20 protein-coding genes and 1 riboswitch are annotated in these 23524 nt (G+C 71.5%); of the genes, 15 read left to right on the forward strand and 5 right to left on the reverse strand.

Features of this window, described 5'->3' with window-relative positions:
• Positions 1-53: 53 nt before the first annotated feature.
• Positions 54-578, reverse strand: a complete 525-nt coding sequence (locus tag OG439_RS48405; RefSeq protein WP_326947039.1) for a general stress protein — start codon at positions 576-578, stop codon at positions 54-56.
• Between the two features lie 225 nt (positions 579-803).
• Between OG439_RS48405 and OG439_RS48410 the strand changes: the two genes are divergently transcribed.
• Genes OG439_RS48410 through OG439_RS48425 form a run of 4 tightly spaced genes read left to right on the forward strand, consistent with a single transcriptional unit; the run spans position 804 to position 4990 of the window.
• Complete coding sequence (locus OG439_RS48410) at positions 804-2168, forward strand: glutamine synthetase family protein (protein ID WP_247062172.1); 1365 nt, start codon at positions 804-806, stop codon at positions 2166-2168.
• Positions 2149-2862, forward strand: a complete 714-nt coding sequence (locus tag OG439_RS48415; RefSeq protein WP_326947040.1) for a gamma-glutamyl-gamma-aminobutyrate hydrolase family protein — start codon at positions 2149-2151, stop codon at positions 2860-2862. Before OG439_RS48410 ends, OG439_RS48415 begins: the two co-directional genes overlap by 20 nt.
• On the forward strand, positions 2859-4223 hold the full coding sequence (locus tag OG439_RS48420; protein ID WP_326947041.1) for an aldehyde dehydrogenase family protein: 1365 nt from the start codon (positions 2859-2861) through the stop codon (positions 4221-4223). Before OG439_RS48415 ends, OG439_RS48420 begins: the two co-directional genes overlap by 4 nt.
• Complete coding sequence (locus OG439_RS48425) at positions 4223-4990, forward strand: 3-oxoacyl-ACP reductase (protein WP_247062178.1); 768 nt, start codon at positions 4223-4225, stop codon at positions 4988-4990. Before OG439_RS48420 ends, OG439_RS48425 begins: the two co-directional genes overlap by 1 nt.
• Here OG439_RS48425 and OG439_RS48430 read toward each other — a convergent pair.
• A complete protein-coding gene (locus OG439_RS48430) occupies positions 4987-5217 on the reverse strand; it encodes a hypothetical protein (RefSeq protein WP_326947042.1) in 231 nt (76 codons plus the stop codon). The two genes, OG439_RS48425 and OG439_RS48430, sit on opposite strands and share 4 nt — an antisense overlap.
• A 72-nt stretch (positions 5218-5289) precedes the next feature.
• Here OG439_RS48430 and OG439_RS48435 point away from each other — a divergent pair, with 72 nt between their 5' ends.
• The 7 genes from OG439_RS48435 (at position 5290) to OG439_RS48465 (ending at position 14983) form a co-directional block, all read left to right on the forward strand.
• A complete protein-coding gene (locus tag OG439_RS48435) occupies positions 5290-6591 on the forward strand; it encodes a helix-turn-helix domain-containing protein (protein WP_326947043.1) in 1302 nt (433 codons plus the stop codon).
• A 121-nt stretch (positions 6592-6712) separates the two neighbouring features.
• Positions 6713-6806: riboswitch (glycine riboswitch) on the forward strand.
• 140 nt (positions 6807-6946) lie between these two features.
• Positions 6947-9778 (forward strand): aminomethyl-transferring glycine dehydrogenase, encoded by a 2832-nt coding sequence (gene gcvP / locus OG439_RS48440; protein WP_326951812.1) that lies wholly within the window; start codon positions 6947-6949, stop codon positions 9776-9778.
• Between the two features lie 59 nt (positions 9779-9837).
• Complete coding sequence (gene gcvT, locus OG439_RS48445) at positions 9838-10938, forward strand: glycine cleavage system aminomethyltransferase GcvT (RefSeq protein ID WP_326947044.1); 1101 nt, start codon at positions 9838-9840, stop codon at positions 10936-10938.
• 14 nt (positions 10939-10952) lie between these two features.
• On the forward strand, positions 10953-11330 hold the full coding sequence (gcvH, locus tag OG439_RS48450) for a glycine cleavage system protein GcvH (RefSeq protein WP_247062187.1): 378 nt from the start codon (positions 10953-10955) through the stop codon (positions 11328-11330).
• Positions 11330-12604, forward strand: a complete 1275-nt coding sequence (gene glyA / locus OG439_RS48455) for a serine hydroxymethyltransferase (RefSeq protein WP_326947045.1) — start codon at positions 11330-11332, stop codon at positions 12602-12604. The genes gcvH and glyA overlap by 1 nt, the downstream gene beginning before the upstream one ends.
• A complete protein-coding gene (gene lipA / locus OG439_RS48460; RefSeq protein WP_326947046.1) occupies positions 12601-13602 on the forward strand; it encodes a lipoyl synthase in 1002 nt (333 codons plus the stop codon). Before glyA ends, lipA begins: the two co-directional genes overlap by 4 nt.
• A 13-nt stretch (positions 13603-13615) precedes the next feature.
• Entirely contained in the window at positions 13616-14983 is a 1368-nt protein-coding gene (locus tag OG439_RS48465; protein WP_326947047.1) for an L-serine ammonia-lyase, read from the forward strand.
• A 4-nt stretch (positions 14984-14987) separates the two neighbouring features.
• Here the strand turns inward: OG439_RS48465 and OG439_RS48470 are convergent, their stop codons facing one another.
• Positions 14988-15170 carry a hypothetical protein gene (locus OG439_RS48470; protein WP_326947048.1) on the reverse strand — a complete coding sequence of 61 codons (183 nt, stop codon included), beginning with the start codon at positions 15168-15170 and terminating at the stop codon, positions 14988-14990.
• Positions 15171-15407: 237 nt separating this feature from the next.
• Here OG439_RS48470 and OG439_RS48475 point away from each other — a divergent pair, with 237 nt between their 5' ends.
• Both OG439_RS48475 and OG439_RS48480 read left to right on the forward strand, forming a co-directional pair.
• Entirely contained in the window at positions 15408-16136 is a 729-nt protein-coding gene (locus tag OG439_RS48475; RefSeq protein WP_247062196.1) for a FadR/GntR family transcriptional regulator, read from the forward strand.
• A 561-nt stretch (positions 16137-16697) separates the two neighbouring features.
• Entirely contained in the window at positions 16698-18650 is a 1953-nt protein-coding gene (locus OG439_RS48480) for a transglycosylase domain-containing protein (RefSeq protein ID WP_442792270.1), read from the forward strand.
• 4 nt (positions 18651-18654) lie between these two features.
• Here OG439_RS48480 and OG439_RS48485 read toward each other — a convergent pair whose 3' ends face one another.
• Positions 18655-19311, reverse strand: a complete 657-nt coding sequence (locus OG439_RS48485) for an O-methyltransferase (RefSeq protein WP_326947049.1) — start codon at positions 19309-19311, stop codon at positions 18655-18657.
• Between the two features lie 67 nt (positions 19312-19378).
• Here OG439_RS48485 and OG439_RS48490 point away from each other — a divergent pair, with 67 nt between their 5' ends.
• A complete protein-coding gene (locus OG439_RS48490) occupies positions 19379-20707 on the forward strand; it encodes an aminotransferase-like domain-containing protein (protein ID WP_326947050.1) in 1329 nt (442 codons plus the stop codon).
• 226 nt (positions 20708-20933) lie between these two features.
• Positions 20934-21620 carry a S1 family peptidase gene (locus tag OG439_RS48495; protein ID WP_326947051.1) on the forward strand — a complete coding sequence of 229 codons (687 nt, stop codon included), beginning with the start codon at positions 20934-20936 and terminating at the stop codon, positions 21618-21620.
• A gap of 1 nt (position 21621) precedes the next feature.
• Here OG439_RS48495 and OG439_RS48500 read toward each other — a convergent pair whose 3' ends face one another.
• On the reverse strand, positions 21622-23418 hold the full coding sequence (locus tag OG439_RS48500) for a hypothetical protein (RefSeq protein ID WP_326947052.1): 1797 nt from the start codon (positions 23416-23418) through the stop codon (positions 21622-21624).
• Between the last annotated feature and the right edge of the window lie 106 nt (positions 23419-23524).

Raw genomic sequence — 23524 nt, forward strand, 5'->3', positions numbered from 1 at the left:
ACACGCCGAAGGCCACCTCCCGGACGGGGAAGTGGCCTTCGAGAGGAAACCCGTCAGTGGCCGAATGCGCTTCGGGCGGCCAGGTCGGCCAGCAGCGCACGTCCCTTCTCCGCGTTGCGTGGCTGGGACAGGACGTCGTACCTGCGGGCGACCAGCTGGCTCTGCGAGATGAACCCCCGCTTGTTGCGGTTCGTCGCGTAACCCAGAGCGCCGAACAGCAGGTTGAACCCCAGACCGGCGATCAGGCCGATCGCGATCGGGACCAGGCCGGCGCCCGGGTTGAGCAGGCTCAGCACCAGGCCGAGGAACAGGCCGAACATCGCGCCCGACATCGCCGCGCTGCCCAGGACCTTGCTCCACGACATCTTGCCCGCGATGCGCTCGACGAGCAGCGGTTCGACACCCACGATCGTGACGTCGGTGACCGGGAAGTCCGTGCCCGCGAGGTGGTCGACCGCGCGCTGTGCCTGCTCGTAGGACTCGTACGAACCGATCGGCCAGCCCGTGGGCAGGGTCGGCAGCTGAGGCCGGGCCTGCTGCTGTTGCCCGATCGTGCTCTGCGTGAATGCTGTGGTCATCGATCTCACCTCTCTTGCCCCGTACAACGTGGGAGTACCCCGGATTCCTCCCGGTCGGACGGGATTCACAGACTCTTCTCAGCCGGGCATCCCGGACATTCCACCACGCCGCGAGAACGTCACTGTAATGGGTCAAGAAAATACCTTTTCGAGGGTTGACCCGTCGCGCGCCACCAGGGTAGGAAGGACCGGCAAAGGATTCGCATCAAACCTTTGGGGTAGCTGATGGCACGCAGGCGAGGCATGCTCACCCTCGACGAACTCCGGGAGCTCGTCGAGGCGGGCACGATCGACACCGTGCTCGTCGCGATCACGGACATGCAGGGCAGGCTCCAGGGCAAGCGCTGCGCGGCGGAGTACTTCCTCGACGAGGTCGTCGGGCACGCCACCGAGGCCTGCAACTACCTGCTCGCCGTGGACGTCGACATGAACACCGTCGACGGCTACGCGCTCTCGTCGTGGGACAGCGGGTACGGCGACTTCGTGCTGCGGCCCGACTTCGAAACCCTGCGGCTGGTGCCGTGGCAGGAGGGCACCGCGCTGGTGCTGGCCGACGTCGAGCGCGTGCAGGGCGGGCCCGTGTCGGTGTCGCCGCGCCAGATCCTGCGCCGCCAGCTCGAGCGGCTCGCCGAGCGCGGGCTCGGCGCCTTCGTCGGGACTGAGCTCGAGTTCATCGTCTTCGACGACACCTACGAAGCCGCCTGGGACAAGCGTTACCACGGCCTCAAGCCGGCCAACCAGTACAACGTCGACTACTCGATGCTCGGCACCGCGCGCCTCGAGCCGCTGCTGCGCCGCATCCGCAACGACATGGCCGGCGCCGGGCTCTACCCCGAGTCCGCCAAGGGCGAGTGCAACCCCGGCCAGCAGGAGATCGCCTTCCGCTTCACCGACGCGCTCGCCACCTGCGACAACCACAGCGTCTACAAGAACGGCGCCAAGGAGATCGCCGCGCAGGAGGGCAAGAGCCTCACCTTCATGGCGAAGTACAACGAGCGTGAGGGCAACTCCTGCCACATCCACATCAGCCTGCGCGCCACCGAAGGCGGCGCGGTGCTCGCCGGGGACCGTGAGCACGGCTTCTCGAAGCTGATGGAGCACTTCCTCGCCGGCCAGCTGGCCGCGCTGCACGAGCTGACCTACTTCCTCGCGCCGAACATCAACTCCTACAAGCGGTTCGTGCCCGGCAGCTTCGCGCCGACGGCCATCGCCTGGGGCACCGACAACCGCACCTGCGCGCTGCGCGTCGTCGGGCACGGCGAGTCGCTGCGCGTCGAGAACCGCGTGCCGGGCGGGGACGTCAACCCGTACCTCGCCGTCGCCGCGCTGATCGCCGCGGGTCTGCACGGCATCGAGAACGAGCTGGAGCTGGAAGAACCCTTCACCGGCAACGCCTACAACTCCGGCCGCGACACGGTGCCGACCACCCTGCCCGAAGCCGCCGCCGCGCTCGCGGGCAGCGAGCTGGCCCGCGCGGCCTTCGGCGAGGACGTCGTCGAGCACTACCTGAACGCGGCGAAGATCGAGGTGGACGCGTACAACGCCGCCGTCACCGACTGGGAGCGGGTTCGTGGCTTCGAGCGCCTCTAAGCCCATCATCGGGCTGACCACTTACCTCGAGCCCGCGAAGTTCCTCGTGTGGGACACGGAAGTCGCGCTGCTGCACCGCGTCTACGTCGAGTGCGTCGTCGCGGCGGGCGGCATCCCGGTGCTGCTGCCACCGATGAGTGACGCGTACGATCGGCTGATGTCCACAGTGGACGGCCTGGTGCTGACCGGCGGCGCCGACGTCGAGCCGCAGCGCTACGGCCAGGAGCAGCACCCCAAGACCTACGTCCGCCCGCAGCGCGACGCGTTCGAGTTCGGCCTGTTCGACGCGGCCAGGAAGGCGCGGAAGCCTGTGCTCGGCGTGTGCCGTGGCCTGCAGGTGATCAGCGTCGCCCTCGGCGGCACCCTGGTCCAGCACCTGCCCGAGGCGCGGGAGTCCACCGAGCACCAGCCCGCGCCGGCGACGTTCGGCCAGGGCGTCGTCACGCTGGCCGACGGCAGCCGCGCCGCGCGGATCCTGGGGCCGGAGACCAAGACCCTGTGCTACCACCACCAGGCGATCGACCGGCTCGGTGACGGCCTCGACCCGGTCGGCTGGTCCGCCGACGGCACCATCGAAGCCGCCGAAGCGCCGGGTGAGGACTTCCTGCTCGGCGTCCAGTGGCACCCCGAGCAGCACACCGACGACGTCCGGCTGTTCCAGGCCCTGGTCGCGGCGAGCAAGGAGAGGGCATGACCAGCTTCGAGGTGATCAACCCCGCCACCGAGCAGGTGGTGCGGTCGGTCGCGCTGACCAGCGCCGACGAGACCGACGCGGCGATCGTCCGCGCCCAGGCGGCGTTCCCGGTCTGGCGCGACGTCGCCCCCGGCGACCGCGCGCGGCTGCTGCGCCGCTTCGCCGACGCCGTCGAGGCGGACATCGAGCACCTCGCGCGGCTGGAGGTCGAGAACTCCGGGCACACCATCGGCAACGCGCGCTGGGAGGCGGGCAACGTCCGCGACGTGCTCAACTACTACTCCGCCGCGCCGGAACGCCTGATCGGGCAGCAGATCCCGGTGCCGGGCGGGGTCAACGTCACCTTCCACGAGCCGCTCGGCGTCGTCGGCGTGATCGTGCCGTGGAACTTCCCGATGCCGATCGCCGGCTGGGGGTTCGCGCCCGCGCTCGCCGCCGGCAACACCGTCGTGCTCAAGCCCGCCGAACTGACCCCGCTCACCGCGATCCGGCTCGGCGAGCTGGCGCGCGAGGCCGGCATCCCGGAAGACGTCTTCCAGGTGCTGCCCGGCAAGGGGTCCGTTGTCGGACAACGGTTCGTCGACCACCCGGCGGTGCGCAAGGTGGTCTTCACCGGCTCCACCGAGGTCGGCAAGCAGATCATGGCCGGCTGCGCGGCGCGGGTGAAGCGCGTGACGCTGGAGCTGGGCGGCAAGAACGCGAACGTCGTCTTCGCCGACGCCGACCTGGAGAAAGCCGCGGCGACCGCGCCCTACGGCGTCTTCGACAACGCCGGCCAGGACTGCTGCGCCCGGTCCCTGATCCTGGTGCAGGCCAGCGTCTACGACCGGTTCATGGAGCTGCTGGAACCCGCCGTCCACGGCGTCGTCGTCGGCGATCCCGCCGAAGAGAACACCGAGATGGGGCCGCTGATCTCCGCCGCGCACCGGGAGAAGGTCGCCTCGTACGTGCCGGACGACGCGCCCGTCGCGTTCCGCGGCACCGCGCCGGCCGGGCCCGGCTTCTGGTTCCCGCCGACCGTCCTGACCCCGCCGGACCTGCGGCACCCGGCCGCGGCCGACGAGGTCTTCGGCCCGGTCGTGGCCGTCGTGCCGTTCACCGACGAAGCGGACGCGGTGCGGCAGGCCAACACCACCGAGTACGGCCTGTCCGGCTCGATCTGGACCCGCGACACCGGCCGCGCGTTCCGCGTGGCGCGCGCCGTCGAGGCCGGCAACCTGTCGGTCAACTCGCACTCGTCGGTGCGCTACTGGACGCCCTTCGGCGGCTTCAAGCAGTCCGGCCTCGGCCGCGAGCTGGGCCCCGACGCCCCGACGGCGTTCGCCGAGACCAAGAACGTTTTCATCAGCACGGAGGAGTAATGGTCCAGCGTTTCGAAGGCCGCGTCGCGGTGATCACGGGCGGCGCGAGCGGCATCGGCCTCGCCTCGGCCCGCCGTCTGGCGAGCGAAGGCGCGAAGGTCGTCATCGCCGACCTGACGCCGGAATCCGGCAAAGCCGCCGCCGACGAGGTCGACGGCCTGTTCGTGCAGGCCGACGTCACCGACGCCGAGCAGGTGGAAGCCCTCTACCGGACCACGGCCGAGCAGTTCGGCTCGATCGACGTCGCGTTCAACAACGCCGGTATCTCGCCGCCCGAGGACGACTCGATCCTGACCACCGGGATCGAGGCCTGGGAGCGGGTCCAGCGCGTCAACCTGACGTCGGTCTACCTGTGCTGCAAGGCGGTCCTGCCCTACATGCAGCGCCAGGGCAAGGGCTCGATCGTCAACACGGCGTCGTTCGTGGCGGTGATGGGCGCGGCGACGTCGCAGATCTCCTACACCGCGTCGAAGGGCGGCGTGCTCGCCATGAGCCGCGAGCTCGGCGTGCAGTTCGCGCGGGAGAACATCCGCGTCAACGCGCTGTGCCCGGGGCCGGTGAACACGCCGCTGCTCAAGGAGCTGTTCGCGAAGGACCCGGAACGCGCGGCGCGGCGCCTGGTCCACGTCCCGGTCGGCCGGTTCGCCGAGCCCGACGAGATCGCGGCGGCCGTCGCGTTCCTGGCCAGCGACGACGCCAGCTTCATCACGGCGTCGCAGTTCCTGGTGGACGGCGGCATCTCCGGCGCGTACGTCACCCCGATCTAACGGCGCTTGCGGTTCCCGGCGGGTTTCTCGCCGGGGAACCACGCCTTCTTGAGGCCGTACACCTCCCGCAGGTACTTCCACGCGGCGTTGAGCGACTTCCGCTCGGCGGCGACTCGCGCTTCCCGGCGGCGAAGCACGCGGACCGCGGTTTCGGCGGCGAGGAACGCCCCGGCGGCGAAGGTGAGCACGCCGACGATCAGGGTCAGGGCGAGGACGGTGGTGGTCATGCTCACCAGCGTCGACGTGGTGCGGGCGGTTTGTCCCTGCGCAAAGCTAGCGGGTTTCGTTAGCTTTGTGAGGTGACGCACTGGCGCGCCGACGAGTGGGCGGAAGCGGTCCGGGCCGGGATCCGGGCGCGGGGGCTCTCCTTCGACGAGGCCGCGCGGCGGATCGGCGTGCCGACGTCCACCCTGCGCAGCTGGGTCGAGCACCGGCACGCGCCGAAGGTGACCGTCTTCGACCACTGGGCGCAGCTCGCCGAGGTCACCGGGCTCGGCGAGGCCGAGCTGCTCCGCGTCGCCGGTGTGCTGCCCGAGTCGCTGGCCACGCCGGTGCACGTCGCGCAGGCCGCGAAGTCGCTGCGGGAAGGCATCGAGCGGGCCGGGGACTTCCTGCGGCAGGCCACCGCGCTCGTCTACTCCTCGCCCGGCACGCAGGTGGCGAACGCGATCGCCGCGTCGCCGATCGACTGGGAGATGCGGATTCGCTCGGCCACCCGCGGCGACGAGATCCGCGTCACCTACCACCACTACGTCGGGATCGTGCCGCCCCGCGACTTCCCGCATTCCGACGCCGAAGCGCGCCGGATCATCGAACGCGAGATCCTCGGCGGGCTCTGGCAGCCGCTCGGGCTGTACTGGCGGGTCGCCGAGCCGCACGACTGGGACGACCCGCCGCGGCTGGTGATCCAGGTGCCCGAGCAGGAGGCGTCCCGCCCGCCGTCACCGTCGCCGCCGTTCGTGACGGCGCCGCCGGTCGTGGTGCTGTCGCCGATCTGGGGTTACGGCGAGCTGCTCGCGTCGCTGGTCGCGGACGGCCTCGGGTTCGGCAACGTCGACTTCCGCTACTTCGGCCTCCCGGACGCGATGGCCGGCCGGCTCCGGATCACCGCGCGCGAGCTGGCCGAGCCGGCGCCGCGGCTGGTGCACGCGGTGCCGCCGATCATGCTGCTGCACGGCCTCGAGGTGCCGGACCTGACCGGACGGCTCCCGGTCGTGGTCCGCTACGGCCCGCGGATGCGCGCCCGCGCCGCCCGGATCTACCGCGAGCCGCTGCTCGAGGCGGGGTTCGCCGACCCGGCGGAAGGCGCCCGCGCGATCGAGACGGCCGTCGACGCGGTGGTCGCCCGGCTGCCGGGGGAGTACTTCGAGGTGGTCCTGGACGACACGGACGTCTTCGACGGCGACCGGCCGTCCCTGGACCGGCTCAACGACTCGGTGGCGTGGCTCGCGGAGCAGGTGGTGGAGCACGTCCTGCTGGGCGCGGGCCTACCACCGGTCCCGCTGGGCGGGCCGTTGAAACGGCTGGTGCTGCCCTCGGGCCGGGTCCGCCGCCCACCGGCGCTGGCTAGCGCGGTCACCCGCCGGGTCGCCGGCCGCTGATCCCGTTCGGGCCAGGGGCGGTCGAGGCGGGCTCGAGGGCCGGTGTGGTGTTGGCCGGGTGAAGTAGACGGGGGTTGAACCCGGCAGGTACGGTAGCCGCCATAACTGCAGATCGGGCCGTCGAGCCGAGGCGGGAGAGCCCTCACGAAGTCAGTGGGGCACCGAAGGAGCAAACTCCCCGGAATCTCTCAGGTACCTGCTACCGCTTCGTGCGAGGCCACTCTGGAAAGCAGGCGCACCCGCGCCTCACCCAAGGTGAAAGCCGTGTCTGACACGGTGAAACTCTCAGGTGCCATGACAGAGGGGGAGTTCCCAGCGCACCGTTGTGTCCGGTGCCCGGCCCGAGGAGCTCCCGATCACCTCTACGCAGTTCGACGCCCGCCACATCGGCCCCTCCGAGGCCGAACGCGCCAAGATGCTCGCCGAGTGCGGCTACGGATCCCTCGACGCGCTGCTCGAAACGGCCGTGCCGAGTGCGATCCGCGTCACTCGCGACCTGGTCCTGCCGCCCGCCGCGTCCGAAGAGGACGCCACCGCGGAGCTGCGCGCGCTCGCCGCGCGTAACCGGCCGATGACGCAGATGATCGGGCTCGGCTACTCCGACACCGTCACCCCCGGCGTGATCCGGCGCAACGTCCTCGAGAACCCCGCCTGGTACACGGCCTACACGCCGTACCAGCCGGAAATCTCGCAGGGCCGCCTCGAAGCGCTGCTCAACTTCCAGACGATGGTCGCCGACCTGACCGGGCTGGCCACCGCGAACGCGTCCCTGCTCGACGAGTCGACCGCCGTCGCCGAGGCCGTCACGCTGATGCGCCGCGCGTCCAAGTCGAAGTCGAACAAGGTCGTCCTCGACGCCGAGTGCCTGCCGCAGACCATCGCCGTCGTGCGGACCCGCGTCGAGGCGCTGGGCATCGAGGTCGAGGTCCGCGACCTGCTCACCGGGCTGCCCGAGGACTTCTTCGGCGTCGTCGTCCAGTACCCCGGCGCGTCCGGCGTGCTGCGCGGCCGCGGTTTCTACCACGCGATCTCCGAGTCGGCGAAGGCCGCGGGCGCGCTGTTCACCGTCGCCGCCGACCTCCTCTCGCTGACGCTCATCACCTCGCCCGGCGAGTTCGGCGCCGACGTCGCCGCCGGGTCGACGCAGCGCTTCGGCGTCCCGCTCGGCTACGGCGGCCCGCACGCCGGGTTCATGTCGGTCCGCGCCGGGCTCGAGCGCTCGCTGCCCGGGCGCCTGGTCGGCGTCTCGGTCGACGCCGACGGCAACCCGGCCTACCGCCTCGCGCTGCAGACGCGTGAGCAGCACATCCGCCGCGAGAAGGCGACGTCCAACATCTGCACCGCGCAGGTCCTCCCGGCCGTGCTGGCCGCGATGTACGCGGTCTACCACGGCCCGGACGGCCTCAAGCGGATCGCCCAGCGCGTCCACGGCCTGGCCGCGGGCTTCGCCGACGCGCTGCGCAAGACCGGCGTCGAGGTCGTGCACGAGTCCTTCTTCGACACCGTCGTCGCGCACGTCCCGGGTCAGGCGGCCGACGTCCACGTCGCCGCCCGCGCGGCCGGCGTCAACCTCGGCCACGTCGACGCCGACCACGTCCGCGTCGCCTTCGACGAGGTCAGCACCCCCGCGATCACCGCCAAGGTCCTCAAGGCCTTCGGCGTCGAAGAGGACGCGCGGGACGGCGTCGCGCTGCCGAACGGCCTCGCCCGCGAGAGCGGCTTCATGGGCCACGAGGTCTTCGGCAGCCACCGCTCCGAGACGGCGATGCTGCGCTACCTGCGCCGGCTGTCCGACCAGGACTACGCGCTCGACCGCGGCATGATCCCGCTCGGCTCCTGCACGATGAAGCTCAACGCCACCACCGAGATGGAGCCGATCAGCTGGCGCGAGTTCGCCGGCATCCACCCGTTCGCGCCGGCCGAGGACGCCGAGGGCTACCACGTCCTCGTCGCGCAGCTGGCCGAGTGGCTGGCCGAGGTCACCGGCTACGACCAGGTGTCGCTGCAGCCGAACGCGGGCAGCCAGGGCGAGCTGGCCGGGCTCCTCGCGATCCGCGCCTACCACCGCGCCAACGGCGACGACGCCCGCGACGTCTGCCTGATCCCGTCGTCCGCGCACGGCACCAACGCCGCGTCCGCGGTGCTCGCCGGGATGCGCGTGGTCGTCGTCAAGTGCACCGACGAGGGCAACGTCGACCTGGCCGACCTGCGGTCCAAAGTGGACACGCACCGGGACACGCTCGCCGCGATCATGGTCACCTACCCGTCGACGCACGGCGTGTACGAGCACTCGATCGACGAGCTGGCCAAGATCGTGCACGACGGCGGCGGCCAGGTGTACGTCGACGGCGCGAACCTCAACGCCCTGCTGGGCCTGGCCAAGCCGGGCGAGTTCGGCGGCGACGTCTCGCACCTGAACCTGCACAAGACCTTCTGCATCCCGCACGGCGGCGGCGGCCCCGGCGTCGGCCCGGTCGCGGTGCGCGCGCACCTCGCGCCGTTCCTGCCCAACCACCCGCTGCTGGAGGCGGCCGGCCCGGCGACCGGCGTCGGCCCGATCAGCGGCGCGCCCTACGGCTCGGCGTCGATCCTGCCGATCTCCTGGGCCTACGTCCGGATGATGGGCGCGCCCGGCCTGACCGCCGCGACGAAGGTCGCCGTGCTGGCCGCGAACTACGTCGCCTCGCGCCTCGCCCCGCACTACCCGGTGCTCTACACGGGCCAGGACGGCCTGGTCGCGCACGAGTGCATCCTCGACCTGCGCCAGATCACCAAGGAGACCGGCGTGACGGTCGACGACGTCGCGAAGCGGCTCATCGACTACGGCTTCCACGCGCCGACCATGTCGTTCCCGGTCGCCGGCACGCTGATGGTCGAGCCGACCGAGTCCGAGGACCTGGGCGAGATCGACCGGTTCATCGCCGCGATGATCGCCATCCGCGGCGAGATCGACGAGGTCGCCAAGGGCACCTGGACGGCGGAGTCGTCGCCGCTGCGCGGTGCGCCGCACACCGCCGAGACGCTGGTCGGCGAGTGGGACAAGGCCTACGACCGCGAGCTGGCCGTGTTCCCGGCGGGCGTGTCGCGCAAGAACAAGTACTGGCCGCCGGTCCGCCGCATCGACGGCGCCCGCGGTGACCGCAACCTGGTCTGCTCCTGCCCGCCCCTCAGCGAGTACGGGTCGTGAGTGCGTAACAGTGTTCTAACACTGTTACGCACTCACGACCCCACCCACGGAAGGCGAACATGTCTCGCGAAACGTCCCTGCACGGAGTCCACAAGGGACTCGGTGCGCTGTTCACCGACTTCGCCGGCTGGTCCATGCCGGTCCGCTACGCCAGCGAGCTGGCCGAGCACAAGGCCGTCCGCGAGGCGGCCGGGCTGTTCGACCTCTCGCACATGGCCGAAATCCACGTCACCGGCCCGCAGGCCGCCGACGTCCTGGACTTCGCGCTGGTCGGCAACCTCACCGGCGTCAAGCCGGGCCGGGCGCGCTACACGATGATCTGCGACGCCGGCGGCGGCGTGCTCGACGACCTGGTCGTCTACCGGCTGGCCGACGAGCACTACCTGGTCGTCGCCAACGCCGGCAACGCGAAGGTCGTCGCCGACGCGCTCGCCGAGCGGGTCGCGGGCTTCGACGCCGTCGTCGACGACCGGTCCGAGACGACCGCGCTGATCGCCGTCCAGGGCCCGAACGCCGTCAAGATCCTCGGCACGGTCACCGACGCCGACCTCGACGCGCTCAAGTACTACGCCAGCGTGCCGGCGGTCGTGAAGGGCCACGAGGTCCTGCTCGCCCGCACCGGCTACACCGGTGAAGACGGCTTCGAGCTGTTCGTCCCGGCCGACGAGGCCCCGGCCGTCTGGCGCATCCTGTCCGAGGCCGGCGAGGGTCACGGGCTCGTCCCGGCCGGGCTGGCCTGCCGCGACACGCTGCGGCTCGAAGCCGGGATGCCGTTGTACGGCAACGAACTCACCCTCGGCCAGAGCCCGTTCGAAGCCGGGCTCGGGCGCGTGGTCAAGTTCGAGAAGCCGGGTGACTTCGTCGGCCGCGCGGCGCTGGAAGAGCGGTCCAAGGCCGACGTCCCGCGCGTGCGCGTCGGGCTCAAGGGCCAGGGGCGGCGCGCTCCGCGGCACGGCTACAAGCTGCTGGCCGATGGCGTGGACAGCACTGTGATCGGCGAGGTCACCAGCGGGGCGCTGTCGCCCACGCTGGGTCACCCGATCGCCATGGCGTACGTCGATCGGGCGTACACCGAGCCCGGCACCGAACTTTCCGTCGACATCCGGGGCAGGATCGAGCCCGTCGAGGTCGTCGCCCTGCCCTTCTACTCCCGCGCGTAAAGGACTCTTCCACCGTGAGCATCCCCGAGAACCTGAAGTACACCAAGGAACACGAGTGGCTGAACGTCGAAGGTGACGTCGCCACCGTGGGCATCACCGCCTTCGCCGCCGAGTCGCTCGGCGACATCGTGTTCGTCCAGCTGCCCGACGTCGGCGCCACCATCACCTCCGGCGAGGTGTTCGGCGAGGTCGAGTCGACCAAGTCCGTCAGCGAGCTGTACGCGCCGGTCTCCGGCGAGGTCGTCGAGGTCAACGGCACCACGTCGGACACCCCCGAGGTGATCAACTCGGACCCGTACGCCGAAGGGTGGCTGCTCAAGGTGCGTCTCTCCGGTGACGTCCCCGAGCTGCTCGACGCCGCCGCCTACGCCGCACTCACCCAGGAGAGCTGATGACGACCTTCGACGCCCACCTCGCCGACGTCGACCCCGAGGTCGCGGCGGCCGTCGCCGACGAGCTGACCCGCCAGCAGTCGACCCTGGAGATGATCGCCTCCGAGAACTTCGCCCCGGTGGGCGTGCTCGAGGCGCAGGGTTCGGTGCTGACCAACAAGTACGCCGAGGGCTACCCCGGCCGCCGCTACTACGGCGGCTGCGAGCACGTCGACGTCGTCGAGCAGCTCGCGATCGACCGCGCGAAGGCGCTGTTCGGCGCGGAGCACGCCAACGTGCAGCCGCACTCGGGCGCGCAGGCCAACGCCGCCGCGATGTTCGCCGTGCTCAAGCCCGGCGACACCATCCTCGGCCTCGACCTGGCGCACGGCGGCCACCTGACGCACGGGATGAAGATCAACTTCTCGGGCAAGCTCTACAACGTCGTCGCCTACCACGTCGACAAAGAGACCGGCATCGTCGACCTGGCCGAGATCGAGCGCCTCGCCGTCGAGCACAAGCCGAAGCTGATCATCGCCGGCTGGTCGGCGTACCCGCGTCAGCTCGACTTCGCCGAGTTCCGCCGCATCGCGGACCTGGTGGAGGCGAAGCTGATGGTGGACATGGCGCACTTCGCCGGGCTGGTCGCGACCGGCCTGCACCCGTCGCCGGTGCCGCACGCCGACATCGTCACCACGACCACGCACAAGACCCTCGGCGGCCCGCGCGGCGGCTTGATCCTGTGCCGCCAGGAGCTGGCGAAGAAGATCAACTCGGCGGTGTTCCCCGGCCAGCAGGGCGGGCCGCTCGAGCACGTCATCGCGGCCAAAGCCGTCGCGCTGAAGATCGCCGCGAGCGAGGAGTTCAAGGAGCGCCAGCAGCGCACCCTCGACGGCTCCCGCATCCTGGCGTCGCGGCTGTCGCAGGAGGACTGCGCTTCGGCCGGCGTGCGTGTGCTGACCGGCGGCACCGACGTCCACCTGGTGCTCGTCGACCTCGTCCAGTCCACTCTGGACGGTCAGCAGGCCGAGGACCGGCTGCACGAGGTCGGCATCACGGTCAACCGCAACGCCGTGCCGTTCGACCCGCGCCCGCCGATGATCACCTCCGGCCTGCGGATCGGCACCCCGGCGCTGGCCACCCGCGGCTTCCAGGCCGACGATTTCACCGAGGTCGCCGACGTCATCGCCGAGGCCCTCAAGCCCGACTTCGACGACGCCCTCCGCGCGAAGCTGCGCGACCGCGTCGAGACCCTGGCCAAGAAGCACCCGCTGTACGCGGACCTGTCCCGGTGAGCGCTCTGCCCGAGGGCCGGAAGCTGCTGCGTCTCGAAGTCCGCAACAGCGAAACGCCGATCGAGAAGAAGCCGCCGTGGATCAAGACGCGAGTGCGGATGGGCCCGGAGTTCACCGAACTCAAGGGCCTCGTGCGCCGCGAAGGTCTGCACACCGTCTGCGAAGAAGCGGGCTGTCCCAACATCTACGAGTGCTGGGAAGACCGCGAAGCCACGTTCCTCATCGGCGGCGACCAATGCACCCGCCGGTGCGATTTCTGCCAGATCGACACGGGTAAGCCCGCGGAGCTGGACCGCACCGAGCCGCGGAAGGTCGCGGAGTCCGTCCAGGCCATGGGGCTGCGGTACTCGACGATCACCGGCGTGGCTCGTGACGACCTCGCCGATGGTGGGGCGTGGCTGTACGCCGAGACCGTCCGTCAGATCCACTCGCTGAACCCGGGTACCGGTGTCGAACTGCTGATCCCGGACTTCAACGCGGACCCGGAGCAGCTGGCCGAGGTGTTCGGCTCGCGGCCGGAAGTGTTGGCGCACAACGTGGAGACGGTTCCGCGGATCTTCAAGCGGATCCGTCCCGGCTTCCGGTACGCGCGCTCGCTGGAGGTCATCACCAAGGCGCGTGAGTTCGGGCTCGTCACGAAGTCGAACCTGATCCTCGGCATGGGGGAGACCCCGGACGAGGTCGCGCCGGCGATGCAGGACCTGGTCGACGCCGGGTGCGAGATCCTGACGATCACGCAGTACCTGCGCCCCTCCCCGCGGCACCACCCGGTGGACCGGTGGGTGAAGCCGGAGGAGTTCGTGGAGCACTCGAACGCCGCCGAGGCGATGGGCTTCGCGGGCGTCATGGCGGGTCCGCTGGTGCGGTCGTCGTACCGCGCGGGACGGCTCTACGCCCAGACCAAGGCCCACCGTGGTGAGGAGCTGCCGGAGAACCTGCGGCACCTCACCGACCAGGGGCCGGCCGCGCAAGAAGCCAGCTCCCTGCTGGCGAGATAGGAGAGGCGGATCAATGGCGATCAGCGTCTTCGACCTGTTTTCCATCGGTATCGGGCCGTCGAGCTCCCACACCGTCGGCCCGATGCGCGCGGCACTGACCTTTGTGGACGGTCTCGGCGACGACCTCGGCCGGACCGCGCGCGTGCAGGCCGAGCTGTTCGGCTCGCTCGGCGCGACCGGCTTCGGCCACGGCAGCGACAAAGCCGTCCTGCTCGGGCTTTCGGGTGAGCGTCCCGAGGCCATCGACACCGACACCGTGCCGGTGCGCGTCGCGGAGATCCGCGAGTCCGGCCGGCTGAAGGTGGGCGGCACGCACGAGATCGCGTTCGACGAGGACACCGATCTCACCATGCATCGCCGCAAGTCCCTGCCGGCGCACCCGAACGGCATGATCTTCCGGGCCTTCGACGCGTCCGGCTCGCTGTTGCGTGAGCGGACGTACTACTCGGTGGGCGGCGGCTTCGTCCGCGATGAGTCGTACGAGACGGACGCGGTGTTCGTCGAGGACGCGACGCCGGTGCCGTACCCGTTCCGCACCGGCGCGGACCTGCTCGGGCACTGCGCGTCGACCGGGCTGCCGATCAGCGAGATCATGATGGCGAACGAGCTGTCGTGGCGTTCGCGCGAAGAGGTGCGGGACGGCCTGCTGCGGATCTGGGCGGTCATGGCCGAGTGCGTCCGCAACGGCTGCGTCCACGAAGGCGTGCTGCCGGGCGGGCTGAAGGTGCCGCGCCGGGCTCGTGCGCTGCACGAGAAGCTGCTGGCCGAGGACGGCCTGGACGACCCGCTGTACGCGATGGACTGGGTCAGTCTCTACGCGCTGGCGGTCAACGAGGAGAACGCCGCGGGCGGGCGCGTCGTCACCGCGCCGACCAACGGCGCCGCCGGGATCATCCCCGCGGTCCTGCACTACTACCAGCGGTTCATCCGGCACTCGTCGGACGACGGCATCGTCACGTTCATGCTCACCGCGGCCGCGATCGGCTCGATCCTCAAGCAGACCGGCTCGATCTCCGGCGCCGAAGTCGGCTGCCAGGGCGAGGTCGGCTCGGCGTCCGCGATGGCGGCGGCCGGGCTCACCGAAGTGCTCGGCGGCTCCCCGGCGCAGGTCGAGAACGCGGCGGAGATCGGCGTCGAGCACCACCTGGGCCTGACGTGCGACCCGGTCGGCGGCCTGGTGCAGATCCCGTGCATCGAGCGCAACGCGGTCGGCGCGTCGAAGGCCATCCACGCGGCCCGGATGGCGATGCGCGGCGACGGCAGTCACGTGGTGACGCTGGACAAGGCGATCAAGACGATGCGCGAGACGGGCGCCGACATGAGCGTGAAGTACAAGGAAACCGCCCGCGGCGGCCTGGCGGTGAACGTCATCGAGTGCTGACGGGTCAGTTGCGGCGGGCCTCGTCGTCGGACTCGGTGGCCAGCCGCAGGCCGACCTCCACGAGGGTCCAGCCGAACTGCTGGCGCCGGGTCCCGGTGTGGCGGCGTGGTGTCGCCCGGCCCGGCGGACGGTTGCGCACGCCGTGGCGCAACTCGTTCTCGCGCTCGTGTACCAGATCCTCGGCCATCAGAAAGTGCACCGGCTCGCCCCCTGCGTCGCTCATCGGTGTCGTGCGGCCCATCGTCGCCGACTGTGCCCGTTCGGTTCCACAGGTTTTTCACACCGCGAACACAGTGTGATCGCCGCGCGAGCCTCGGTCCACTTCGAAGGTGCGAGGCGTACCGTGACGGACACCCAGCGTGCCCGGGTCGCGCGCGGCGGGTGAACCACCCGGCCACCGTGGCCCGCGGCCTAAACTCGCGGGATGGAGTCGACCTCGGTGGTGAATGCCGGCGAAGCGCTGTTCCGGCCGGTCCGCGCGGGCAACGCTTTCGAGGAGACCGTCGAGCGGCTGCTGCAGGCGATCCGGCTGGGCGTGGTCGGCGCGGGGGAGCGGCTCCCGTCGGAGCGTGAGCTCGCCGAGCGGCTCGGGGTCAGCCGCGTCACGCTGCGCGAGGCCATCCGCGCACTCTCCGACGCCGGTTACGTCGAGTCACGTCGAGGTCGCTACGGCGGCACGTTCGTGAACGAGACCCTCCCCGGCCCGCCGGAACACGCACCCGACGCGGTCGCCGTCGACTCCGTGGTGCTGGAGGACGCGCTGAGCCTGCGCTACGTGCTGGAGACGGGCGCGGCGGAGATGGCCGCGGCCCGCTCGCTGAGCCCGGCCGACCGCCAGCACCTCACGGGCACCCTGGCCGAGGCGGCGGGCGCCGACCTCGACGACTACCGCCGCAAGGACTCCCGCCTCCACCTGGCGATCGCCGAGGTCACGGCATCCGGCTCACTGACCACGGCGATGGCCGACGCGCGCACCCGGGTGAACCAGCTGCTGGACCGGATCCCGCTGCTGCAGCCGAACCTGGAGCACTCGAACGCCCAGCACGAGGCAATAGTGGACGCAATCCTGGCCGGCGACGCGGTCGCGGCCCGCCACGCGATGGCGGAGCACATCGAGGGAACGGCTTCGCTGTTGCGCGCCTTCCTGGCCTGACGAGCGCGGCGGTCAGCCCGGCACAAGGGGCTCCGCCGCAGGCCGGAAACGACGCGGCGCAATCTCGGCTGGTGCAACGCTGACCTCCCGCTGACCTCCCGCTGACGCCTGCTTCGGTTTCGGCCGGAACCGGCGCAGCGTGAGGGGATCCTGGCTGGTGACACGCCTGCGGCCGCGAGGTGATGGCAGAGCTGATCGAGGGAACGGCTTCGCTGTTGCGCGCCTTTTCCTGGCCTGACGCGCGCCGCGGTCAGCCCGCGAAATGGGGTTCCGGCGCAGGCCGGAACCGATGTGGCGCGACGTGATCCCGGCGGATTTGACGCGAGCCGCCAGCTCGCGCCCGCGATGCTCCGATCCGGTCGGAACCGGCGCAGCGCACGTCAATCTCGGCTGGTCACGCGCCCGCGGCCGGCCAGGCGATGGCGGAGCACATCGAACGCGCAGCCTCGCTGCTGCGCGCTTTCCTGGCCTGAAGCACCCGGCCGAGGCGTCTTGACAGGATTCGAACAACTCCGTTAATTCTCCACAGAACCTTTTCACTCGACCGGACGTCATCCATTCGTGACCTCGACGACGACGGAACCCGACGGTGCCGATGACGCCGAAGCGAAGCCCGACACCCCGCGGCGCCGGCGATGGCGGCGGATGCGGCGGATCGGTTACTGGAGCTTCGGGCTCCTCGTCGGCGTGCCGCTGATCGCGTTCTGGATCGCCTACCTCGTGCTCGACGTGCGCAGCCCGCAGGAGGTGCTCGCCGGGCTCGACAAGACCGTCGTGCTGAACTACTCCGACGGATCGCCGCTGCTCAAGGTGATTCCGGCCGACGGCGACCGGATGTTCGTGCCCTACGCGCAGGTGCCCTCGAAGCTGCGCGATGCGATCATCGCCACCGAGGACCCGACCTTCTGGGACAACCAGGGGTTCGACCCGACCGGCATCGGCCGCGCGTTCCTGACCGGCGTCGGCGGCGGGTCCGGGATCACCCAGCAGTACATCAAGAAGTCCACCGGCGACGACGACGCCACGGTCGGGCGCAAGTTCGCCGAGCTCGTGCTGGCCACCAAGATCACCCAGGAACAGAGCAAGGAACAGATCTTCGAGAGCTACGTCAACATCATCTCCTTCGGCCGTGGCACGTTCGGGCCCGCCGCGGCGATGAACGCCTACTTCGGCAAGAAGCTCGACGACTCGATGACCTGGAGCGAGGCCGCGTTCCTGGCCGGGATGATCCAGTCGCCGTCGGTGCACGACCCGGCGGCCTCCGGCGACGCGCACGCCGCGCGGCGCTGGCAGTACGTGCACGACAAGCTCGTCGAGCGCGGTTACGTGAAGAGCGACGAAAGCATGGCCTACCCCGGCACCGAGATCCAGCCACCGTCGGAAACCCGCGCCGGCCGCGTCACCTACGACGGATTCCACGTCAAGCAGCAGGTGCTGGCCGAGCTCGAACAGGACGGCTTCCCGCTCGGCCGGCTCCAGCAGGGCAACATGACGGTCGAGACGACACTGGACCGGACCGCGCAGGCCGCCGCGACGAAAGCGTTGCAGGACAGGCTGAAGGGCGAGCCGAAGGAGTTCCGCGGCGCCGTCGTCGCCGTCGACCCGAAGACCGGCGCCGTGCGCGCCTACCAGGGCGGTGACCAGGGCGTCCGCGACTACGCGAGCACCCCGCACGCGGCCGGCTCGGCGTTCTACCCGTTCACGCTCGCCGCGGCCCTGCGCGGCGGGTACGGCCTCGACCAGCCGCTCCCGTCGCCGGAGAAGCAGGAGTTCCTCGGCGAGAGCTTCCAGTACCCGGTCGTCTGCCCGAAGTGCACGCCGGTCGCCGCGATGCAGTCCCAGGCCGACGGCCCGTTCATCGCCGTGGCCAGGAAACTCGGCCCGGACGCGCTGAGCGAGGCCGCGCGGCAGGCGGGCATCCCGGAGGCCGTCGACGGCGTGCCGACCATGCGGGAGAAGGACGGCTTCCTGATCGGCGCGGGCATCGCGATCGGCCGGTACCCGTTGCGGCCGCTGGACATGGCGGGCGCGTACGCGACTTTCGCCGCCGACGGGCAGCGCGCCACCCCGCACTTCGTGGCGAAGGTGCGCGACGAGAGCGGCGCGGTCGTCTGGGAGCACACCGACACCGAGCGGCCCGCGTTCGACGACGACGGCGACGCGAGCCGCCGCATCGCCGAGGACGTCACCGCGACGCTGGGCACGTCACTGCCGGACGGGCGCCCGGCGGCGCTGCGGTTCGGCGCGGCCGAGCACGGCAACTCGCCGGACAACCAGGACGCCTGGGCCGTCGGCTACACGCCGCAGCTGGCGACCGCGGTCTGGATCGGCTCCGACGACGACCGGCTGCTCAAGGACGCGACCGGCGCCAAGCTCACCGGCGACGTCGTCCCGGCCGACATCTGGCGCGCGTTCATGGCCGCGGCGCACGAAGGGCAGCCGATCCGGCCGCTCGGCGACGCGAAGCGGGGCGTGGCGCTCGCGCCGCCGCCGGAGATCCGCCCGCGGCGGTGACGGCTCAGCTGACCAGGGCCAGCAGGAACCCGTCGTAGCTCTTGCCGCCGACCGTCTGGACGGCGGTCGCGTCCAGCCGGGGTTCGGCGGCGATCAGCTCGGCCATCCGCCGCACGCCCTGGACGTTCGGGTCGGTGCTCCCGGCGTCGACCACCGCGCCGCCGCGCACGACGTTGTCGACGACGATCGTCGTGCCCGGCCGCGACAGCGCCAGGGCCTCGCGGACGTAGTTGTCGAGGTTGGCCTTGTCGGCGTCGATGAACACGAAGTCGAACGGCCCGGTGAGCGTCGGCAGCGTGTCCAGCGCGGCGCCCACCCGGATGTCGACGACCTCTTCGCCGAAGCCCGCGCGCGCCAGGTTCGCCCGCGCGACGTCGGCGTGCTTGGGCTCGTACTCGCAGGTCACCAGCCGGCCGCCGGCCGGGAGCGCGCGGGCCAGCCAGATCGTGCTGTACCCGCCGAGCGTGCCGATCTCCAGGATCGACCGCGCGCCGGCGAGGCGGGCCAGCAGGTTCAGCAGCTTGCCCTGGTTCGGGGCGACGGCGATCGACGGCAGGCCGGCGGCCGCGGAATCGGCCAGCGCGGCGTCGAGCACCGGATCGGGGCTCAGCACGGCGGCGGCGAAGTAGTCGTCGACCGCGGCCCAGGTGTTGTCGCTCATGGGACCCAACCTAGCGGGATCCGCGCCGGTGGGATCATGGCTGGGACGGCCGGGGAGGAAGGTGGACATGGACGACTACCGCGTCGTCGCGGACACCCTCGCCGCCGACGTCGAAGCCGGCCGCCTGCGCCCCGGCGACCGGCTCCCGCCGCAGCGCCGCTTCGCGCGGGAGCGCGGCATCGCGAACTCCACGGCCGCCCGCGTCTACGGCGAGCTGGTCCGGCGCGGCCTGGCCGTCGGCGAGGTCGGCCGCGGCACGTTCATCCGGGCCGCGAAGCCACCGGCGGAACCCGCGCTCGCCGAGCCCGGCGACGCCCGCGTCGACCTCGAGCTCAACTTCGCCGTGCTGCCGGGCCAGTCCGCGAGCCTCGCCCGCGCGCTGGAACCGTTGCTGCGCCAGGACGTCCTGACCGCGGCCCTGCACCCGATCGGCGCCGCGGGCACCCCGGTCGCGCGCGACGCCGCGGCCGCGCTGCTCACCCGCGGCGACTGGCGCCCGGACCCGGCGACGCTGCTGTTCACCGGCAACGGCCGCCAGGCCATCGCGGCGGCGATCGCCGCGTTCGTGCCGGTGGGGGAGCGGCTCGCGGTCGAGTCGCTGACGTATCCGGTGGTGAAGGGCGTCGCCGCGCGGCTCGGCGTGGAGCTGGTGCCGATCGAGACGGACGACGACGGCCTGGTGCCCGCGGCGCTGCTGGCGGCCGGGCCGGTGCGGGCGCTGTACGTCCAGCCGACGCTGCACAACCCGCTCGGCACGACGATGCCCGCGGCCCGCCGCGCGGCTCTCGCCGAGGTCGTGACGCGGCTGGACCTGCCGGTGATCGAGGACGGCATCTACACGTTCCTGCGCGCCGACGTCCGCCCGTTCGCCGCGTTCGCGCCGGAGCGGACGGTGTTCGTGGACAGCCTGTCCAAGCGCGTCGCGCCGGGGCTGACAGCGGGGTTCCTGGTGCCGCCGCCGGCGTGGACGGCCCGGCTGGCATCGGCGGTCCGCTCGGGCGGCTGGGCGGCGCCGCGGTTCGCGGTCGAGGCGGCGACGCAGTGGATCACGACGGGCACCTTGGCGGAGGTGGAGACGGCGAAGCGTGCGGACGCCGCTTCGCGGGCCGCGGTGCTGGCGGAGCGGCTGGCCGGGTTCGACGTCCACGGCGACCCGGCGTCATACCACCGCTGGTGGGTGCTGCCCGAGCAGTGGCGCGCGGAGACGTTCGTCGCGGCGGCGGCGCGGCGCGGGATCGCGTTGTCCCCGGCGTCGGCGTTCGCGGTGCTGCCGGGTCACGCGCCGAACGCGGTGCGGATCGCGGTGTCGGCGCCGCCTCCCGAAACGCTCGACGCGGCCCTGAAAGTCCTCGCCGAGCTGGCGTCCGGCACGCCCGACGACTTGCTCGTGGACTAGATCACGCAACCATCTCGGCCTGGCGTACGTACTCATAAGAGTGAGGAAGAAATCGCGCGGCCGCCGCGGGCCGAGGCTGGGGGCTGCCGCTGTCGCGGCTGTCGTGGGAGCCGGGCTGGCCTGCGCTTACACCACTTTCGGCGCGTCGCTGATCGCGAGCGCCGACGCTCCGCGTCACACCGCGGTGACCGAAAGCAGCACTACCGGGAGTAGTCCGACGACTCCGGTGCTCAGTCGTCCGGTACCGGATCCCATCCTGCCGTTCAACGCGAAGCTGACTTCCACGGACATTCCGGTCCCCGGCGGCGGTGTCCGCAGCGGTGCCTGCAGCGGCTCGCTCATCGACGCCCGATGGGTCGTGACCGCCGGGCACTGCTTCCACGACGTCAACGACGTCCGGGTCGGGGGCAAGCCGCGCTACGACATGACCGTGACGCTCGGGAAGCTCAAGGACAGCGACACCGGCGGCGAGTCGGCGCAGGTCGTCGACGTCCGGCAGTCCGCGGTCAACGACCTCGCCGTGGTGAAGCTCAGCGCGCCCATCACCGGCATCACCCCGCTGAAGCTGGCGACCGAGCCGCCGTCGAAGGGGCAGCCACTGCGGTTCATCGGCTGGGGTTCGGTGTCGGCCACCGTCGTCGCGCCCTCGGACCACCTCAAGCGCGGTCAGTTCACCGTCGCGAAGATCCGGCAGACCACCCTCGAAGCCGCGCCGGTCGTGACGCGGACCGTCGAGAACAGCCCGTGCAAGGACGACTCGGGCGGCCCGTTCTTCACCTCCGACGACGACCGCACCGGCACCCTCGTGGCCATCGTCAACGACGGCCCGGCGTGCCCCCAGCCCGGGCTCGAGGTCATCGCGCGGGTCGACGTCGTCGCCGGCTGGATCCAGGAGCAGATCGACGGCGGGTGACTCAGCGCGCGTACTTCCCGACGAAGCTGCCGCAGGTCACCGCGCGCCCGGTGAGCTTCGCCTGGATCGCCTTCTCCAGCCCGAGGTAGTCGAACACCGGGGTGTCGAGCGGGATCTGGGCCGGCACCGGGCCGCCGGTGGCGAGCTGCCGGATCGAGTCCGTCTGGAACAGCACCAGGTAGTCGCCCTCGCGGTTGAGGTCGTCGGCCTCCGCGAGCATGCGCTGCGGGGCGTCGCCGACGATCTCCAGCGGCAGCGGCCACTCCAGCGGGAACGGGTTGCGCAGGCCGAACGCCGGGTAGGCGAACGAGCTGTCCGGCAGGATCGCCGTGCGGGCCGCCGGGAACTCCGCCAGGCAGTCGCGGATCTGCCGGACGTAGGTGAACGTCGAGGGGTTGGTGCGGATCCCGCTCATCGCCGGGGTCACCGCGCCGAGGTCCTCGGTCAGCTTGTCGTGGCTCAGGTCGAGGTAGGCCGCCTGGTCGTGGCGCGCGACGACGACCCAGCCGCACACCGCCACCGCCGTCAGGCCCGCCGTCGCCGTCACCCAGCGCCGCGCCAGCCGCGGCCGCGGCGGGACCACGGCGCTCAGCAGCAGCAACGCCGTCAGCGCGAGCGTCCCGGTGAGCAGCGTCGGTGTGTCGTTGCCCCAGGACAGGCTGGTCATGAACCCGGTCGCGAGCACCAGCAGCCCGGCCCACGGCACCTTGCGCGTCACGGCCGCGTTGACCAGCACGCTCACCGCGACGATCCACCACAGCACGTCCGCCCAGCGCGACGAGCCGGTGAACCGGCCGTCGACCACGGTCAGGACCACGGCCGTCGCGCCGGCCAGCACCAGCACCCAGGACGCCACCCGGCCGGCCGCGCCGAGCCGGTCGCCCGGCAGCCGGACCGCGAGCAGCACCACGGCGATCGCGGCGAAGAAGCTCAGCTCCCGCACCGGCGCCCGGGTCAGCACCTCCGGGTCCTCCAGCCACAGCCCGAGCAGCCGCTGGCCGTACGCGGGCACGCCGCCGGTGAGCTGCTCGACCATCTCCGCGAACCCGCCGCCCAGGCTCACCCAGGCCACGTACGCCAGCCCGGGCGCGCCGAGGGACAGCAGGTCGAGGACCAGGCGACGCCACCAGCGCGCCGTCCGCAGCGCGCCGGCCCGCGTCGCCGGGTGCAGCAGCAGCCAGCAGACGCCGATCACCGCGGCCAGCGCGAAGCTCTGCTTGACGAACACCGCGCAGCCCAGCAGGGCCAGCCCGCCGCGGCGGGCGAACGCGTGGCCGCCGCGCAGGCCCGCGTCCAGGGCCCAGGCGCCGCACGCGGTGAGCGCGATGCCGTCGACCGTGTGCCAGGCCATCAGCGGGAACGCGTTGAGGTTGATGAGCGAGGCCGCCGCGACCATCGCCGTCATGCCCGGCCCCCAGGCCAGCACCCGGCGGCGGGTGACCAGCGCGGCGAACCCGATGGTCGCCACGATGATCTCGATCATGGACAGGAAGCTCGAGCCGAAGAACAGCGGCATCGGCAGCGCGAAGTCGGCGACGTGCAGCACCGCCGAACCGAGCGGGCGCGCGGAGATGATCTCGGCGTGCGGCACTTCGCCGTGCAGCACCCGCCACGCCTGGGCGAGGATGAAGCCCTGGTCGGACGGGTGGAAGCCGAAGCGGCCGACGCGCAGTTCGGTGGCCAGCGCGAGCAGCACGACCCAGGCGGCGTGCACGCTCCAGCGCAGCAGCGGCCGGGAGGGCTCCACGGGAGCGGGCTCCGGAGAAGCAGTGGCGCGCACCGGACTCGCCACGTCCACGCCGCCCGCCTTCCGCTCCCGATCACACCCGGGAAGCGATGGTAGCGGCCGGGCCGCCCGCGGATACCGGCCGGACCACCCGCCCCCACCTGCTCGTGAGTGTTTA

Source organism: Amycolatopsis sp. NBC_01307 (genome assembly GCF_035975215.1).
In the GTDB taxonomy this organism is placed as follows: Bacteria; Actinomycetota; Actinomycetes; order Mycobacteriales; family Pseudonocardiaceae; genus Amycolatopsis.

What these genes read in the sequence shown, in the direction of transcription:
- OG439_RS48410 (WP_247062172.1), top strand. Translation starts at nt 804, where the DNA reads ATGGCACGCAGGCGAGGCATGCTCACCCTCGACGAACTCCGGGAGCTC.
- OG439_RS48475 (WP_247062196.1), top strand. Translation starts at nt 15,408, where the DNA reads ATGGAGTCGACCTCGGTGGTGAATGCCGGCGAAGCGCTGTTCCGGCCG.
- OG439_RS48490 (WP_326947050.1), top strand. Translation starts at nt 19,379, where the DNA reads ATGGACGACTACCGCGTCGTCGCGGACACCCTCGCCGCCGACGTCGAA.
- glyA (WP_326947045.1), top strand. Translation starts at nt 11,330, where the DNA reads ATGACGACCTTCGACGCCCACCTCGCCGACGTCGACCCCGAGGTCGCG.
- gcvT (WP_326947044.1), top strand. Translation starts at nt 9,838, where the DNA reads ATGTCTCGCGAAACGTCCCTGCACGGAGTCCACAAGGGACTCGGTGCG.
- OG439_RS48465 (WP_326947047.1), top strand. Translation starts at nt 13,616, where the DNA reads ATGGCGATCAGCGTCTTCGACCTGTTTTCCATCGGTATCGGGCCGTCG.
- OG439_RS48425 (WP_247062178.1), top strand. Translation starts at nt 4,223, where the DNA reads ATGGTCCAGCGTTTCGAAGGCCGCGTCGCGGTGATCACGGGCGGCGCG.
- OG439_RS48420 (WP_326947041.1), top strand. Translation starts at nt 2,859, where the DNA reads ATGACCAGCTTCGAGGTGATCAACCCCGCCACCGAGCAGGTGGTGCGG.
- OG439_RS48405 (WP_326947039.1), bottom strand. Translation starts at nt 578, where the DNA reads ATGACCACAGCATTCACGCAGAGCACGATCGGGCAACAGCAGCAGGCC.
- OG439_RS48485 (WP_326947049.1), bottom strand. Translation starts at nt 19,311, where the DNA reads ATGAGCGACAACACCTGGGCCGCGGTCGACGACTACTTCGCCGCCGCC.
- OG439_RS48470 (WP_326947048.1), bottom strand. Translation starts at nt 15,170, where the DNA reads ATGGCCGAGGATCTGGTACACGAGCGCGAGAACGAGTTGCGCCACGGC.
- OG439_RS48430 (WP_326947042.1), bottom strand. Translation starts at nt 5,217, where the DNA reads ATGACCACCACCGTCCTCGCCCTGACCCTGATCGTCGGCGTGCTCACC.